Source organism: Pseudomonas fontis, assembly GCF_028656955.1.
GTDB classification, from domain to species: domain Bacteria; phylum Pseudomonadota; class Gammaproteobacteria; order Pseudomonadales; family Pseudomonadaceae; genus Aquipseudomonas; species Aquipseudomonas fontis.
In genome coordinates this window covers 15359-31652 of the sequence record NZ_JAMDGY010000012.1, presented here as the reverse complement: position 1 = coordinate 31652, position 16294 = coordinate 15359, and the positions used below count along the sequence as shown (strand labels likewise).

Genomic DNA, 16294 nt, shown 5'->3' with positions numbered 1-16294 from the left:
GATGACGCCAATCGACGCCAAGCGCCCGCTGCAGCTCAATGATCAGGGCCAGCTACGCCACTTCCTCTCGCTCGACGGTTTGCCCCGCGAGCTGTTGACCGAAATCCTCGACACCGCCGACTCGTTCCTTGAAGTCGGTGCCCGGGCGGTCAAGAAAGTCCCGCTGCTGCGCGGCAAGACCGTGTGCAACGTGTTCTTCGAAAACTCCACGCGTACCCGTACCACTTTCGAACTGGCGGCCCAGCGGCTGTCGGCCGACGTGATCACGTTGAACGTGTCGACCTCTTCGACCAGCAAGGGCGAGACCCTGTTCGACACCCTGCGCAACCTTGAGGCCATGGCCGCCGACATGTTCGTCGTGCGCCACGGCGACTCGGGTGCTGCGCACTTCATTGCCGAGCACGTGTGCCCGGAGGTGGCGATCATCAACGGCGGCGACGGCCGCCACGCCCACCCGACCCAGGGCATGCTCGACATGCTCACCATTCGTCGGCACAAGGGTGGCTTCGAGAACCTCTCGGTGGCCATCGTCGGCGACATCCTGCACTCGCGGGTGGCACGTTCGAACATGCTCGCGCTGAAGACCCTGGGTTGCCCGGACATCCGCGTGATCGGCCCGAAAACCCTGCTGCCGATCGGTATCGAGCAGTACGGCGTGAAGGTCTACACCGACCTTGAGCAAGGCCTCAAGGACGTCGACGTGGTGATCATGCTGCGCCTGCAGCGCGAGCGCATGGCCGGCGGCCTGCTGCCGAGCGAAGGCGAGTTCTACCGCCTGTTCGGCCTGACCACCGCACGCCTGGCCGGCGCCAAGCCGGACGCCATCGTCATGCACCCGGGGCCGATCAACCGGGGGGTGGAGATCGAATCGGCGGTAGCCGACGGCCCGCACTCGGTGATCCTCAACCAGGTCACCTACGGCATCGCGGTGCGCATGGCGGTGTTGTCCATGGCCATGAGCGGGCAGAACGCCCAACGTCAATTCGAGCAGGAGAACGCCCAGTGACCCTCAGTATCCTCGGCGCCCGGGTCATCGACCCCAGCAGCGGCCTGGACCAGGTCAGCGACCTGCATATCGATGCCGGCAAGATCATCGCCATTGGCGCAGCGCCTGCCGGCTTCACGCCTGCGCGCACGCTGCAAGCCGACGGCCTGGTGGCCGCACCGGGCCTGGTCGACCTCAACGTCGCCCTGCGCGAGCCGGGCTACAGCCGCAAGGGCAGCATCGCCAGCGAAACCCGCGCCGCCGCTGCCGGTGGCGTCACCAGCCTGTGCTGCCCACCGCAGACCAAGCCGGTGCTGGACGTGTCGGCAGTGGCCGAACTGATCCTCGACCGTGCCCGCGAAGCCGGGCACAGCAAGGTGTTCCCGATCGGGGCACTGAGCAAGGGCCTGGAAGGCGAGCAACTGGCCGAGCTGATCGCCCTGCGCGACGCCGGCTGCGTGGCCTTCGGCAATGGCCTGAAGAGCTTTGCCAACACCCGTACCCTGTGCCGGGCGCTGGAATACGCTGCGACCTTCGACCTGACGGTGATCTTCCACTCCCAGGACCGTGACCTGGCCCAGGACGGCCTGGCCCACGAAGGCGCCATGGCCAGCTTCCTCGGCCTGCCGGGCATTCCGGAAACCGCCGAGACCGTGGCCCTGGCCCGTGACCTGCTGCTGGTTGAGCAGACCGGCGTGCGCGCGCACTTCAGCCAGCTGACCAGTGCCCGTGGCGCCAAGCTAATCGAACAGGCCCAGGCCCGCGGCCTGCCGGTCACCGCCGATGTGGCGCTGTATCAGTTGATCCTCACCGACCAGGCGCTGGTGGACTTCTCCAGCCTGTACCACGTGCAGCCGCCGCTGCGCACCCAGGCCGACCGTGACGGTCTGCGTGAAGCGGTGAAGTCGGGCGTCATCCAGGCCATCTCCAGCCATCACCAGCCGCACGAGCGCGATGCCAAGCTGGCACCGTTCGGCGCCACCGAACCGGGTATCAGCAGCGTCGAGCTGTTGCTGCCGCTGGCGATGATCCTGGTGGAAGACGGCCTGCTCGACCTCGCGACTTTGTTGCAACGTTTGTCCAGCGGCCCGGCCGATGCGCTGCGTTTGCCGGCGGGTCAGTTGAAGGTCGGCGGTGCGGCGGACCTGGTGCTGTTCGACCCGAAAGCCTCGACGGTGGCGGGTGAGCAGTGGCGCTCCAAGGGCGACAATTGCCCGTTCATCGGCCACTGCCTGCCGAGCGCAGTGCGTTATACCTTGGTCGACGGGCACATTTCCCACGAGGCCTGATCCACAGCCAAAGGGAGTGGCCCGACCCCCTCACTGTGGGAGCCGGCCTTGCCGGCGATGCAAGGCACAGCCTTGCCAATGGGGCCGCCAAGCGGCCCATCGCCGGCAAGGCCGGCTCCCACAGGGATCGGTGCTGAGCATTTGCCGTCTGTCCATCACGGTTGAAATCTTCCCTACCACCCCCATATGAGTCTGCATCAGGCATTTTCGCCCCGCTGCGTGGAGACTCTCCCTTGACCACCATCGTTTCAGTTCGTCGCCACGGCAAAGTCGTCATGGGTGGCGACGGCCAGGTTTCCCTCGGCAACACCGTGATGAAAGGCAACGCCAAAAAGGTTCGTCGCCTGTACCACGGCCAGGTCATCGCCGGCTTCGCCGGTGCCACCGCCGACGCCTTCACCCTGTTCGAACGTTTCGAAGGCCAACTTGAAAAGCACCAGGGCCACCTGGTCCGCGCCGCCGTCGAGCTGGCCAAGGAATGGCGTACCGACCGTTCCCTGAGCCGCCTGGAAGCCATGCTGGCCGTCGCCAACAAGGACGCCTCGCTGATCATCACCGGCAACGGTGACGTCGTCGAACCCGAAGACGGCCTGATCGCCATGGGCTCCGGTGGCGGCTACGCCCAGGCCGCAGCCCGCGCCCTGTTGCAGAAAACCGACCTCTCGGCCCGTGAAATCACCGAAGCCGCCCTGAACATCGCCGGCGACATCTGCGTGTTCACCAACCACAACCTGACCATCGAGGAGCAGGACCTGGCCGAGTAATCAGCTGTTCTGGCGCCCGACCCCGACGGTCGGGCTTTCCCACGCTGATCCACCCGTGCCCACAGGACCGACATCACCATGTCCATGACCCCCCGCGAAATCGTTCACGAACTCAACCGCCACATCATCGGCCAGGACGATGCCAAGCGCGCCGTCGCCATCGCCCTGCGCAACCGCTGGCGCCGCATGCAGCTGCCGGCCGAGCTGCGCGTGGAAGTGACCCCGAAGAACATCCTGATGATCGGCCCGACCGGCGTCGGCAAGACCGAAATCGCCCGGCGCCTGGCCAAACTGGCCAACGCCCCGTTCATCAAGGTCGAAGCGACCAAGTTCACCGAAGTCGGCTATGTCGGCCGTGATGTCGAGTCGATCATCCGTGACCTGGCCGACGCCGCGATCAAGCTGCTGCGCGAGCAAGAGATGGTCCGCGTGCGTCACCGCGCCGAAGACGCCGCCGAAGACCGCATCCTCGACGCCCTGCTGCCACCGGCACGCACCGGCTTCAACGAAGACACGGTCAGCAGCAGCGACTCCAACACCCGTCAGCTGTTCCGCAAGCGCCTGCGCGAAGGCCAGCTGGACGACAAGGAAATCGAGATCGAAGTCGCTGAAGCCGTTGGCGTCGACATTTCCGCGCCTCCGGGCATGGAAGAGATGACCAACCAGCTGCAGAACCTCTTCGCCAACATGGGCAAGGGCAAGCGCAAGAGCCGCAAGCTCAAGGTCAAGGAAGCGCTCAAGCTGGTGCGTGACGAAGAAGCCGGGCGCCTGGTCAACGAGGAAGAACTCAAGGCCAAGGCCCTGGAAGCGGTCGAGCAGCACGGCATCGTGTTCATCGACGAAATCGACAAAGTGGCCAAGCGTGGCAACGTCGGCGGCGCCGATGTCTCCCGTGAAGGCGTACAGCGCGACCTGCTGCCGCTGATCGAAGGCTGCACGGTGAACACCAAGCTGGGCATGGTCAAGACCGACCACATCCTGTTCATCGCCTCCGGTGCGTTCCACCTGAGCAAGCCGAGCGACCTGGTGCCCGAGCTGCAAGGCCGTCTGCCGATCCGTGTCGAACTCAAGGCGCTGACCCCTGAAGACTTCGAGCGCATCCTCAGCGAGCCGCATGCTTCACTCACCGAGCAGTACCGCGAGCTGCTGAAAACCGAAGGCCTGAACATCGAGTTCGCCCCGGAAGGCATCAAGCGCCTGGCCGAGATCGCCTGGCAGGTCAACGAGAAGACCGAGAACATCGGTGCCCGTCGCCTGCACACCCTGCTCGAGCGCCTGCTCGAAGAGGTGTCGTTCAGCGCCGGCGACCTGGCCAGCGCGCACAGCGAGTCGCCGATCCGCATCGACGCCGAGTACGTCAACAGCCACCTCGGCGAATTGGCGCAAAACGAAGACCTTTCTCGTTATATTCTGTAAGTCATCACTGACTACGGCAGGGCCGCGCAAGCGGCCCTGAACTTTATGGCTCGTCTTCCTACCGGCATCAACCTGCACAAAGCCTCCAAGACCCTGAGCCTGACCTACGGGCCCGACGAGGTCTACCACCTGCCCGCAGAGCTGCTGCGCGTGCACTCCCCTTCCGCCGAGGTCCAGGGCCATGGCAACCCCATCCTGCAATACGGCAAGCTCGGCGTCGGCCTGACGCAGATCGAGCCCGCCGGCCAGTACGCACTGAAACTGACCTTCGACGACGGCCATGACAGCGGCCTGTTCACCTGGGAATACCTGGAGCAGCTGTGCCTGCGTCAGGAGGAACTGTGGGCCGACTACCTCGACGAGTTGCGCGCGGCAGGAAAATCCCGCGATCCGTCCGAGTCTGTCATCAAGTTGATGCTCTAGCCCGCTACTCTTCCTGATTAGAGCGCATTTTCTAAATCAATCTGCTTGAATGCCACTGGCACCGGCCAATGATTGGCCGGCTTGCGCAACACTGGAAAGTCGGGTAACCAATGGATATGGCAAGCTCCCTGCATTGTCAGCACGCAGGGATCTGGCCGGAATGTAGAGGTCGCGAGCGAAAGCAGGCTGTCTTCACACGCAGAACAACCCCGCAATGCTCATCGTCGTTTGCATCCGGCCGCAGGACCGCAGTTCGTTATCACTGGTCACCCGAGCAGTAGTACCGGGCATTCGTCTGTGTATCGCCCACAGCACAACCGGTACTCGTCTCAGGACAACGGAGCGTCGTAGATGAGTAACAAGAATAACGATGACCTGCAGCGCCAAGCCTCGGAAAACACCCTGGGTCTGAACCCGGTCATAGGCTTGCGCCGCAAGGATTTGCTGACTTCTGCTCGAATGGTGCTGCGCCAGGCCATTCGTCAACCGCTGCACAGTGCCAAGCATGTCGCGCATTTCGGCATGGAACTCAAGGATGTGATCTTCGGCAAGTCCAGCCTGCAACCCGAGGGCGACGACCGTCGCTTCAGCGACCCGGCCTGGAACCAGAACCCCCTGTATCGCCGCTACCTGCAGACCTACCTGGCCTGGCGCAAGGAGCTGCATGACTGGATCGGCAGCAGCAACCTGTCCGACCAGGACATCAGCCGCGGCCACTTCGTCATCAACCTGATGACCGAGGCCATGGCGCCGACCAACACGGCGGCCAACCCGGCGGCGGTCAAGCGCTTCTTCGAGACCGGCGGCAAGAGCCTGCTCGACGGCCTGTCGAACCTCGCCAAGGACATGGTGCACAACGGCGGCATGCCCAGCCAGGTGAACATGGAGGCCTTCGAGGTCGGCAAGAACCTGGGCACCAGCGAAGGTTCGGTGGTGTTTCGCAACGACGTGCTGGAGCTGATCCAGTACCGCCCGATCACCGAACAGGTGCATGAGCGCCCGCTGCTGGTGGTGCCACCGCAGATCAACAAGTTCTACGTATTCGACCTCAGCCCGGAGAAGAGCCTGGCGCGCTTCTGCCTGCGCGCCACGGTGCAGACGTTCATTGTCAGCTGGCGCAACCCGACCAAGTCGCAGCGCGAGTGGGGGCTGTCGACCTACATCGATGCGCTGAAGGAAGCCGTCGATGCAGTGCTGGCGATCACCGGCAGCAAAGACCTGAACATGCTCGGCGCCTGCTCCGGCGGCATCACCTGCACCGCGCTGGTGGGCCACTATGCGGCGCTGGGTGAGAAGAAGGTCAACGCCATGACCCTGCTGGTCAGCGTGCTCGACACCACCCTGGACACCCAGGTCGCGCTGTTTGTCGACGAACAGACCCTGGAGGCCGCCAAGCGCCACTCCTACCAGGCCGGGGTGCTCGAAGGCCGCGACATGGCCAAGGTGTTTGCCTGGATGCGGCCCAACGACCTGATCTGGAACTACTGGGTCAACAACTACCTGCTGGGCAACGAGCCCCCGGTGTTCGACATCCTCTACTGGAACAACGACACCACGCGCCTGCCGGCCGCCTTCCACGGCGACCTGATCGAAATGTTCAAAAACAACCCACTGATCCGTTCCGATGCACTGGAAGTGTGCGGCACGCCGATCGACCTCAAGCAGGTGACCGCCGATATCTTCTGCCTGGCGGGTACCAACGATCACATCACCCCGTGGCAGTCGTGCTACAAGTCGGCCCAGCTGTTTGGCGGCAAGGTGGAGTTCGTGCTGTCCAACAGCGGGCATATCCAGAGCATCCTCAACCCGCCGGGCAACCCCAAGGCGCGCTACATGACCAGCACTGAAATGCCGGCGCTGGCCACCGACTGGCAAGAGAACTCGACCAAGCACACCGATTCCTGGTGGCTGTACTGGCAAACCTGGCTGGAAGAACGCTCGGGCAAGCTGAAGAAAGCCCCTGCCAGCTTCGGCAACAAGGCCTACCCGGCCGGCGAAGCCTCGCCAGGGACCTACGTTCACGAACGTTGATAACGGCTCGCCGCGCCCTGTTTGCCAGGGTGCGGTGCTTCACGGACTACAGGGCACGCGCATGCCGCAACCGTACATCTTTCGAACCGTCGACCTGGATGGCCAGACCCTCCGCACCGCGGTTCGCCCCGGCAAGCCGCACTTGACGCCTTTGCTCATTTTCAACGGCATCGGCGCCAACCTGGAGCTGGTATTCCCGTTTATCCAGGCACTCGACCCGGACCTGGAAGTCATTGCCTTCGATGTGCCGGGGGTCGGTGGCTCGTCCACGCCGCGTCACCCGTACCGGTTTCCCGGCCTGGCCAAGCTGACTGCACGCATGCTCGATTACCTCGACTATGGCCAGGTCAACGTGATCGGGGTGTCCTGGGGCGGGGCGCTGGCCCAGCAGTTCGCCCATGACTACCCCGAGCGCTGCAAGAAGCTGGTGCTGGCGGCCACCGCCGCCGGTGCGGTGATGGTGCCGGGCAAGCCCAAGGTGCTGTGGTTGATGGCCAGCCCGCGACGCTATGTGCAGCCGTCGCATGTCATTCGCATCGCCCCGCAGATCTACGGCGGCAGCTTTCGCCGCGACCCGGACCTGGCGCTGTCGCACGCCTCCAAGGTGCGTTCCGGCGGCAAGCTCGGCTATTACTGGCAGCTGTTCGCCGGCCTCGGCTGGACCAGCATCCACTGGCTGCACAAGATCCAGCAACCGACCCTGGTGCTGGCCGGCGACGACGACCCGTTGATCCCGCTGATCAATATGCGCCTGCTGGCCTGGCGAATTCCCAATGCCCAGCTACACATAATCGACGATGGTCATCTGTTTCTGATTACCCGGGCCGAGGCTGTAGCCCCGATCATCATGAAATTCCTGCAGCAGGAGCGGCAACGCGCCGTCATGCACCCACGGCCCGCCCCGAGCGCCTGACCCCACCGCCCATCACTTGCACCCCGGCAGGATCGCCAGGTATTGCGAGTGCGCTGGCCGGGGTTGGTGTCGCTCTTGCATTGAACAGTTTGTTGATGGCTCGACGACGGAGTGTTGCCTGATGAAAGACAAACCCGCGAAGGGAGTGGTTTCGGCCCCCGCCACCTATATCGATGTGCAAAGCGCGATCACTGGCCTGCGTGGTCGCGACCTGGTCTCGACCTTGCGCAGTGTCAGCCGTCACAGCCTGCGCCACCCCCTGCACACGGCCAAGCACCTGTTGGCGTTCGGCGGGCAACTGGGGCGCGTGTTGCTCGGCGACGTGCCGCACCAGCCCAGCCCGCGCGACAACCGCTTCAATGACCCGGCCTGGAGCCAGAACCCGTTCTACCGGCGCAGCTTGCAGGCCTACCTGAGCTGGCAGAAGCAGACCCGCCAGTGGATCGATGAAAGCCAGATGAAGCCTGACGACCGGGCACGGGCACACTTCCTGTTCTCGCTGCTCAATGACGCCCTGGCGCCGAGCAACACCCTGCTCAACCCGGTGGCGCTCAAGGAGCTGTTCAACTCCGGTGGCCTGAGCGTGGTGCGCGGCTTCAGCCACCTGCTCGATGACCTGCGCCACAACGACGGCATGCCGCGCCAGGTCAACGACAATGCTTTCGAGGTGGGTCGCAACCTCGCCACCACCCCGGGTGCGGTGGTGTTTCGCAACGAGCTGCTGGAGCTGATCCAGTACAAGCCGATGAGCGAAAAACAGTACGCGCGCCCGGTGCTGGTGGTGCCGCCGCAGATCAACAAGTTCTACATCTTCGACCTCAGCCCGCAGAACAGCTTCGTCCAGTACATGCTCAAGAACGGCCTGCAGACCTTCATGATCAGCTGGCGCAACCCCGACCCGCGCCACCGCGAATGGGGGCTGTCGACCTATGTCGCCGCGGTCGAGGAAGCCATGAACGCCTGCCGCTCGATTACCGGCAGCCGCGACGTCAACCTGCTTGGCGCCTGCGCCGGTGGCTTGACCATGGCCGCCCTGCAAGGGCACTTGCAGGCCAAGCGCCAGCTGCGTCGGGTGCACAGCGCAACCTACCTGGTGAGCCTGCTCGACAGCCAGCTGGACAGCCCGGCGACCCTGTTTGCCGATGAGCAGACCCTGGAAGCGGCCAAGCGCCGCTCCTACCAGCATGGCGTGCTGGATGGCCGGGAAATGTCGAAAGTCTTTGCCTGGATGCGCCCAAACGATTTGATCTGGAACTACTTCGTCAACAACTACCTGCTCGGCAAGGCGCCGCCGGCGTTCGACATTCTCTACTGGAACAACGACAACAGCCGCTTGCCTGCGGCGCTGCATGGCGACCTGCTGGACTTCTTCAAGTACAACCCGTTGGCGCATGCCTCCGGGCTTGAGGTGTGCGGTACGCCGATCGACTTGCAGAAGGTCACGGTGGACAGTTTCAGCGTGGCCGGCAGCAACGACCACATTACCCCGTGGGATGCGGTGTATCGCTCGACCCTGCTGTTGGGCGGCGACCGGCGTTTCATCCTGTCCAATGCCGGGCATGTGCAGAGCATTCTCAACCCGCCGGGCAACCCCAAGGCGCATTACGTCGACAACCCTCGGCTGAGCAGCGACCCGCGTGCCTGGTATTACGATGCCAAGCAGGTGGACGGCAGTTGGTGGCCGCAGTGGTTGAGCTGGATTCAGGAGCGCTCTGGCGTTCAACGCGACACCCAGGCCACCCTGGGCAGCGCGACTTACCCTCCCATGGACCCCGCCCCCGGAAACTACGTCCTGGTGCGCTGAGCAAGAAGTGATGGATGAAAACCCGCGACCGTATTCTCGAGTGCGCCCTGCAGCTGTTCAACCAGCAGGGCGAACCGAATGTCTCGACACTGGAAATCGCCAACGAAATGGGCATCAGCCCAGGCAACCTGTACTACCACTTCCATGGCAAGGAGCCGCTGGTATTGGGCTTGTTCGAGCGTTTTGAGGATGAGCTGACGCCGCTGCTCGACCCGCCGCTGGAGGTGCAGCTGGACGCCGAGGATTACTGGCTGTTCCTGCATTTGATTGTTGAGCGGATGGCGCAGTACCGGTTCCTGTTCCAGGACCTGTCGAACCTCACCGGGCGTTTGCAGAAGCTGGCGCGCGGGATGCGCAACCTGATCAATGCCCTCAAGCGTACGTTGGCCTCGTTGCTGGCCAGCCTCAAGGCGCAGGGCCAGGTGACCAGCGGGACGCAGGCGCTGGGGCAGTTGGTGGAGCAGATCACCCTGACCTTGCTGTTTTCGCTGGATTACCAGCGGGTGCTGGCCAAGGACGGGGAAGTGGGGATTGTTGTGTACCAGGTGATGATGCTGGTGGCGCCACACCTTGAAAGTGGCTCGCGGCAGGCAGCCGAGCGGTTGGCCTTGCGGTATCTGGAGGCCTAGTCGGCAAGACACCACCCTAACCCTGTGGGAGCCGGCCTTGCCGGCGATGAAGCCAGTGTTGAGCCCATCGCCGGCAAGGCCGGCTCCCACGGGGATGTATGCCACCTGCAGAGGGGGGATGCCTGAAAACAAAACGCCCGGCACATGGCCGGGCGTTTTGATTACAGCCAGGTCAATCAAACCTGACTGATCGGGCTCACCGGTGCCGACGGCGCTGGCGCTGCGGGTGCCGCGCTTGGCGCCGGGGCGGCCGAGGCGGCCGGTGCTGCCGGCTTGGCAACAGCCGGCTTGGCCGGAGCCTTGCGCACCGCTGGCTTCTTCGGCGCAGCCGGTTTGGCTGCTGGCTTGGCTGCTACCGGCTTGGCAGCAGGTTTCGCCGCTGCCGCTTTGGCTGCAGGCTTGGCCGCCGCCGTTTTAGCCGCTGGCTTGGCCGCCGCTTTTGGCGCCGCCTTGGCCAGTGGCTTGGCTGCGGTTTTGGTCGCTGCCGGTTTGGCCGAAGCAGGCTTGACCGAGGCGCCGGTCAGCTTCTCGATCTGCTTGGTCAGGGTGTCGACCTGCTGGTGCAGTGCCTTGACCTCGTTGCGGCTCGGTACGCCCAGACGCGAAATAGCGCTGTTCAGGCGCTTATCAAACGCCTCTTCCAGCTCGCTCCACTTGCCCAGCGCGCGGTCCTTGACGTCGCCAACACGCGACTTCGCCGACTTGGCGGACGCCTTGGCCGAATCGACGGTGTCGTCGACTGCGGACTTGGCCTGCTTCTCGGCTTTTTCGCCGTCCTTGACCAGGGTGTCGAACAGCTTGTTGCCGTCGTTGCTGATCTTGGAGTATGCCCCCAGGCCTGCCAGCCAGATCTGACGCGAATATTTCTCGACCTCGCCGACCCAGGAGCTGCCTTCCTTCTCTACTTTCTTCTTGCCAGCCATCCCGCTCTCCTTATTGTTTGCGTGCGACACGTTCGAGCAACGCCGTCAGCTCTTCGAGCTTGGCAGAAAGTGCCTCCACGTCATGTTTAGACGGAATGCCGATACGATTCAAGGCGCTGGCGACCCGTGTGTCGAAAGCCTTTTCGATTTTATCGAGTTGAACTTCGACCTTGCCCTTCACGCTGGTGAGTTCTTGCTTCACCGAGACGATCTCGCTGTTGGCGGCATCCAGTTCGGCATCGAGGCGTTTCTTGCCACGTTTTTCGATGGACTCGCCAGCCTTGACCAGGTCTTTCAGGTAATCGGCGCCTTCCTGACCGACACGGGTGTAGGCACCCAGGCCTGCCAGCCAGATCTTGCGTGCGTAGCCACGCACTTCGCCGAGCGTGCTGCCCGGGGCGTCGTCTTTTTTCTTCAGGGTCACTTTAGCCATGCTCTGCACCTCACACTCATGAATGGGATGTAGGAACTGCCCGAGAATGTCGGGCCTGAGCACAGGGTAGGGAGGAAAATTAGAATCCTCACCCTAAGGCAGGATTTGTGGCGGGTTCATCGCCGGCAAGGCCGGCGCCCACAAATCCTGTGGGAGCCGGCCTTGCCGGCGATTGCAGGCGACGCGTAATCAAGCCAGGGCCTTGTCCAGGGCTCGCTCGATCTCACCCTTGATGGTACCGCCCATCATCGACAGCATCATGCCCAGCTTGAGCTCCACCCGAATGGTGTCCTCGCCGATCTGGATGCTGCCATTGGCGCCGCTGCGCTTGACCTCGACCCGGTCGCCGTTCCAGCTGGCCTTGAGGTCGTACTCGCGGGCCAGCTTGTCGACCAGGGCCTCGGCTTTCTGCCGTGCGGCTTCACGCCCCAGGTTGTGTTTACGTTCGACGCTGATCTGGGTCATTCAATCAATCCTGGCAAGAAGGGCATACTCCTATTATGCCCCTGCCCCACCTGCGACACACCCCGCCAAGACAAATGCAGCCGTACGCCCTAGAATGGCCAGTAATTTTTTCCGGTGAAGCGATATGAACGACCAGCGCAAAGGCGACCACGCCGAACCCACCACCCACTTCGGCTACACCAACGTGCCGGAAAGCCAGAAGGCCGAAAAAGTCGCCGAGGTGTTCCACTCCGTCGCCGCCAAGTACGACCTGATGAACGACGTGCTGTCCGTCGGCATGCACCGTCTGTGGAAACGTTTTGCAATCGAATTGTCCGGTGTGCGCAGCGGCAACCGCGTGCTGGACATCGCCGGCGGTACCGGTGACCTGGCCGCCAAGTTCTCCCAGCTGGTCGGCCCGACCGGCCAGGTGGTACTGGCCGACATCAACGAGTCGATGCTCAAGGTCGGTCGCGACCGCCTGCTCGACCGTGGCGTGGCCGGCAACATCGAGTTCGTCCAGGCCGACGCGGAAAAACTGCCGTTCCCGGACAACCACTTCGACTGCGTGACCATCGCCTTCGGCCTGCGCAACGTGACCCACAAGGACGACGCCATCCGCTCGATGCTGCGCGTGCTCAAGCCGGGCGGGCGCCTGCTGGTGCTGGAGTTCTCCAAGCCGACCAACGCGCTGATGTCCAAGGTCTACGACGCCTACTCGTTCGCCTTCATGCCGCTGGCCGGCAAGCTGATCACCAACGACTCGGAAAGCTACCGCTACCTGGCCGAATCGATCCGCATGCACCCCGACCAGGAAACCCTCAAGGCCATGATGGTCGACTCCGGCTTCGACCGCGTCACCTACCACAACATGACCAGCGGTATCGTCGCCCTGCACCGCGGCATCAAGCCCTGATGCTGCTGGCCGGCCTTCTCGCCAGCGTCGAACACGGCCTCAACCGTGTGCTGCGCCTGGACAGCACTGCGCTGCCGCGCCTGGCGCCACTCGAAGGCAAGGTAATTGCCATCGACTGCCGCCAGCCCGCCCTGCAGCTGTTCATCCTGCCCAGCGATGAAGGCCTGCTGCTGGCCAGCCAGTGGGGCAGCGACGCTGACTGCACCCTGCGTGCGCCAGCCTCCAGCCTGATGCAACTGGCCCTGAGCAAGGACAAGACCGCCGTGCTGCACAGCCCGCAGGTCGAGCTTGAAGGCGACAGCGCGGTGCTCCTCGACCTGGTCGGGGTACTGCAGGACCTGGAGCTGGACTGGGAGTACGAACTCTCGCGCTGGCTCGGCCCGGTGGCTACCCAGCTGATCAGTGGTCATTTGAAAAGCCGTGCCCGCTGGACCCGCGAAGGCTTCAGCAGCCTGAACCGCAATTTGTCCGAATACCTGGCCGAAGAAGCCCGCACCCTGGTCGGCCAGCGTGAAGCCGAGGCCCGCTTCAGCGAACTCGACGCGCTAAAAGTCGACATAGAACGCCTTGAGGCGCGCATCGAGCGCCTTGCCCGATCCCTTGATACCAGCGATAACGCATGAAGCTGCTTGCCGTCCGCCGTCTGTTGCGCATCCAGCGCGTCGTGATTCGCTACCGTCTCGATGACCTGCTGTTCGACCTGCCCCTGCCCTGGTGGCTGATGGCCCTGCGCTACGCCATGCCGTGGCGCTGGTTCCCGCGCAAGCCGCTGGAACTCAGCCGTGGCGCGCGCCTGCGCATGGCCTTGCAGGACCTGGGGCCGATCTTCATCAAGTTTGGCCAGTTGCTGTCCACCCGCCGCGACCTGCTGCCCGCCGACATCGCCGATGAGCTGATGCTGCTGCAGGACCGCGTGCCGCCGTTTGACCCGCAAAAAGCCGTGGCGCTGATTGAGGAGCAACTGGGTGCCAAGGTCGGCGAGGTGTTCAGCCGTTTCGACGTCGAACCGCTGGCCTCGGCCTCGGTGGCCCAGGTGCATGCGGCCAAGCTCAAGAGCGGCGAAGAAGTCGTGGTCAAGGTGGTGCGCCCAGGTCTCAAGCCGGTGATTGCCCAAGACCTGGCCTGGCTGTTCCTGATCGCCCGTGGCGCCGAGCGGGTGTCGGCCGATGCGCGCCTGCTGCACCCGGTGGAAGTGGTCGGTGACTACGAGAAAACCATCTACGACGAGCTCGACCTGCTGCGCGAGGCGGCCAACGCCAGCCAGCTGCGACGCAACTTCGAAGGCTCGGAAATGATGTACGTGCCCCAGGTGTACTGGGACCTGTGCCGGCCGAAAGTGCTGGTGATGGAGCGCATCTACGGCATCCAGGTCACTGACCTGGCCACCCTCGCCGACCAGCGCACCGACATGAAGATGCTCGCCGAGCGCGGCGTGGAGATCTTCTTCACCCAGGTGTTCCGCGACAGCTTCTTCCACGCCGACATGCACCCGGGCAACATTTTCGTCAGCACCGTCAAGCCGTGGAGCCCGCAGTACATCGCGATCGACTGCGGCATCGTCGGCAGCCTGACCCCGGAAGACCAGGATTACCTGGCGCGCAACCTGTTTGCCTTCTTCAAACGCGACTATCGCCGCGTGGCGCAGCTGCACATCGATTCCGGCTGGGTGCCGGCGCATACCAAGCTCAACGAGTTCGAAGCGGCGATCCGTACCGTGTGCGAGCCGATCTTCGAGAAACCGCTCAAGGACATCTCCTTCGGCCAGGTGCTGATGCGCCTGTTCCAGACTGCCCGGCGCTTCAACATGGAAGTGCAGCCGCAGTTGGTGCTGTTGCAGAAGACCCTGCTCAACATCGAAGGCCTGGGCCGCCAGCTGTACCCGGACCTGGACCTGTGGAGCACCGCCCAGCCGTTCCTCGAACGCTGGATGCGCGACCGCGTCAGCCCCAAGTCGCTGCTGCAGAACCTGCACAGCCAGGTCGAGCAGGTGCCGCACCTGGCCGGCATGACCCGCGACCTGCTCGAGCGCCTGTCGCAGCCCCACCTCAACGACCCCGCGCCGTCCTGGAAGCACAGCGACAGCTGGGCCCTGCGCCTGCTCGGTGCCAGCCTGCTGGCCGGTGGCGCGACCCTCGCTGCCGGCGCCGTGAGCCTCAGTGCCCCGGCTGCCTGGCCCGCCTGGCTGATGCTGGCGGCCGGTCTCTACCTGGTCGTGCGTCGATAGCCAGCCGCGCCCGGCGCTGGCACACTAGCACGTGGCATCGGCGCGGGACCGTGGCCATTTTTGGAGTCGAACATGAAAGACTGGCTGGACGAGATCAACTGGAACAGCGATGGCCTGGTACCTGCTATCGCCCAGGACCACAAGACCGGGCGCGTGCTGATGATGGCCTGGATGAACCGCGAGGCCCTGAGCCTGACCGCCGCCGAGCAGCGCGCCATCTACTGGTCACGCTCGCGTGGCAAACTGTGGCGCAAAGGCGAAGAATCCGGGCACGTGCAAAAACTGCATGAAATGCGCCTGGACTGCGATGCCGACGTGATCATCCTGATGGTCGAGCAACTGGGCCATATCGCCTGCCACACCGGCCGTGAAAGCTGCTTCTATCGCGTCTTCGAGAACGGCGACTGGAAAACCGTCGACCCGGTACTCAAGGACCCGCATGCCATCTACAACGCAGGACACTGACATGAGCGATACCCTGACCCGTCTGGCCGAAGTACTGGAGGCCCGCAAAGGCGCGGCCCCGGACAGCTCGTACGTTGCTAGCCTTTATCACAAGGGCCTGAACAAGATTCTGGAAAAGGTTGGCGAGGAATCGGTAGAAACCATCATCGCCGCCAAGGATGCCGCTCACAGCGGTGATTACAGCGATGTCATCTACGAGACCGCCGACTTGTGGTTCCATAGCCTGGTGATGCTCAGCGCCCTTGGCCAGCACCCACAGGCGGTGCTGGATGAACTGGACCGCCGTTTCGGCCTGTCCGGCCACGACGAAAAAGCGGCGCGCCAGCCATCGGCGTAACTGAAATCATTCGAGGGATTGCACCATGGGTATTTTTGACTGGAAACACTGGATTGTCCTGCTGGTCGTGGTGGTACTGGTGTTCGGCACCAAGAAGCTGAAGAACTTCGGCAGCGACCTGGGCGAATCGATCAAGGGCTTCAAGAAGGCCATGAACGAAGAAGAAGACAAGCCCGCCGAACCTACCGTGCAGCCGGTCCAGCCGGCCCAGCCGCAAGCCAGCGCACCGTTGAACCAGCCGCAGACCTTCGAAGGTCAGGCGCACAAGGTCGAAGAGCCGACCAGGAAAGAGTGAGCA

General features: G+C 63.6%; 18 protein-coding genes. 15 read left to right on the top strand and 3 right to left on the bottom strand.

Annotated elements, in window-relative coordinates; translation table 11 throughout:
• Nucleotide 1 precedes the first annotated feature (1 nt).
• The 9 genes from M5G11_RS04255 (at nt 2) to M5G11_RS04215 (ending at nt 10254) form a co-directional block, all read left to right on the top strand.
• On the top strand, nt 2-1006 hold the full coding sequence (locus M5G11_RS04255; RefSeq protein WP_273912456.1) for an aspartate carbamoyltransferase catalytic subunit: 1005 nt from the start codon (nt 2-4) through the stop codon (nt 1004-1006).
• Complete coding sequence (locus M5G11_RS04250) at nt 1003-2274, top strand: dihydroorotase (RefSeq protein WP_273912457.1); 1272 nt, start codon at nt 1003-1005, stop codon at nt 2272-2274. Before M5G11_RS04255 ends, M5G11_RS04250 begins: the two co-directional genes overlap by 4 nt.
• A gap of 233 nt (nt 2275-2507) precedes the next feature.
• A complete protein-coding gene (gene hslV / locus M5G11_RS04245; RefSeq protein WP_273912458.1) occupies nt 2508-3038 on the top strand; it encodes an ATP-dependent protease subunit HslV in 531 nt (176 codons plus the stop codon).
• A 78-nt stretch (nt 3039-3116) separates the two neighbouring features.
• Complete coding sequence (gene hslU / locus M5G11_RS04240) at nt 3117-4454, top strand: ATP-dependent protease ATPase subunit HslU (protein ID WP_273912459.1); 1338 nt, start codon at nt 3117-3119, stop codon at nt 4452-4454.
• 45 nt (nt 4455-4499) lie between these two features.
• On the top strand, nt 4500-4877 hold the full coding sequence (locus tag M5G11_RS04235) for a gamma-butyrobetaine hydroxylase family protein (protein WP_273912460.1): 378 nt from the start codon (nt 4500-4502) through the stop codon (nt 4875-4877).
• Between the two features lie 351 nt (nt 4878-5228).
• Nucleotides 5229-6908 (top strand): class II poly(R)-hydroxyalkanoic acid synthase, encoded by a 1680-nt coding sequence (phaC, locus tag M5G11_RS04230; RefSeq protein WP_273912461.1) that lies wholly within the window; start codon nt 5229-5231, stop codon nt 6906-6908.
• A 61-nt stretch (nt 6909-6969) separates the two neighbouring features.
• A complete protein-coding gene (gene phaZ / locus M5G11_RS04225; RefSeq protein ID WP_273912462.1) occupies nt 6970-7821 on the top strand; it encodes a poly(3-hydroxyalkanoate) depolymerase in 852 nt (283 codons plus the stop codon).
• A gap of 121 nt (nt 7822-7942) precedes the next feature.
• Complete coding sequence (gene phaC, locus M5G11_RS04220; protein ID WP_273912463.1) at nt 7943-9625, top strand: class II poly(R)-hydroxyalkanoic acid synthase; 1683 nt, start codon at nt 7943-7945, stop codon at nt 9623-9625.
• 14 nt (nt 9626-9639) lie between these two features.
• Nucleotides 9640-10254 carry a TetR/AcrR family transcriptional regulator gene (locus M5G11_RS04215; RefSeq protein WP_273912464.1) on the top strand — a complete coding sequence of 205 codons (615 nt, stop codon included), beginning with the start codon at nt 9640-9642 and terminating at the stop codon, nt 10252-10254.
• A 176-nt stretch (nt 10255-10430) separates the two neighbouring features.
• Here M5G11_RS04215 and M5G11_RS04210 read toward each other — a convergent pair whose 3' ends face one another.
• From M5G11_RS04210 to M5G11_RS04200, 3 genes are all read right to left on the bottom strand, one after another.
• Nucleotides 10431-11177, bottom strand: coding sequence for a phasin family protein (locus M5G11_RS04210; protein WP_273912465.1), 747 nt, complete (start codon nt 11175-11177; stop codon nt 10431-10433).
• Between the two features lie 10 nt (nt 11178-11187).
• Nucleotides 11188-11610 (bottom strand): phasin family protein, encoded by a 423-nt coding sequence (locus tag M5G11_RS04205; protein WP_273912466.1) that lies wholly within the window; start codon nt 11608-11610, stop codon nt 11188-11190.
• Nucleotides 11611-11799: 189 nt separating this feature from the next.
• Nucleotides 11800-12075: a polyhydroxyalkanoic acid system family protein gene (locus M5G11_RS04200; protein WP_273912467.1), complete on the bottom strand. Its 276-nt coding sequence runs from the start codon at nt 12073-12075 to the stop codon at nt 11800-11802.
• A 124-nt stretch (nt 12076-12199) separates the two neighbouring features.
• On the opposite strand from M5G11_RS04200, the gene ubiE reads away from it, so the two are divergent.
• The 6 genes from ubiE to M5G11_RS04170 all read left to right on the top strand — a co-directional run bounded on the left by ubiE (nt 12200) and on the right by M5G11_RS04170 (nt 16291).
• On the top strand, nt 12200-12970 hold the full coding sequence (gene ubiE / locus M5G11_RS04195) for a bifunctional demethylmenaquinone methyltransferase/2-methoxy-6-polyprenyl-1,4-benzoquinol methylase UbiE (RefSeq protein ID WP_273912468.1): 771 nt from the start codon (nt 12200-12202) through the stop codon (nt 12968-12970).
• The gene (locus M5G11_RS04190) at nt 12970-13593 is read left to right on the top strand and encodes a ubiquinone biosynthesis accessory factor UbiJ (protein WP_273912469.1); all 624 of its coding nucleotides are present in this window, start codon (nt 12970-12972) and stop codon (nt 13591-13593) included. The genes ubiE and M5G11_RS04190 overlap by 1 nt, the downstream gene beginning before the upstream one ends.
• Nucleotides 13590-15194: a ubiquinone biosynthesis regulatory protein kinase UbiB gene (gene ubiB / locus M5G11_RS04185; RefSeq protein WP_273912470.1), complete on the top strand. Its 1605-nt coding sequence runs from the start codon at nt 13590-13592 to the stop codon at nt 15192-15194. The genes M5G11_RS04190 and ubiB overlap by 4 nt, the downstream gene beginning before the upstream one ends.
• Before the next feature lie 72 nt (nt 15195-15266).
• Nucleotides 15267-15659 carry a phosphoribosyl-AMP cyclohydrolase gene (hisI, locus tag M5G11_RS04180; protein WP_273912471.1) on the top strand — a complete coding sequence of 131 codons (393 nt, stop codon included), beginning with the start codon at nt 15267-15269 and terminating at the stop codon, nt 15657-15659.
• 1 nt (nt 15660) lies between these two features.
• Nucleotides 15661-15996: a phosphoribosyl-ATP diphosphatase gene (locus tag M5G11_RS04175; RefSeq protein ID WP_116551330.1), complete on the top strand. Its 336-nt coding sequence runs from the start codon at nt 15661-15663 to the stop codon at nt 15994-15996.
• Nucleotides 15997-16021: 25 nt separating this feature from the next.
• Complete coding sequence (locus tag M5G11_RS04170) at nt 16022-16291, top strand: twin-arginine translocase TatA/TatE family subunit (protein ID WP_273912472.1); 270 nt, start codon at nt 16022-16024, stop codon at nt 16289-16291.
• Nucleotides 16292-16294: the final 3 nt, after the last annotated feature.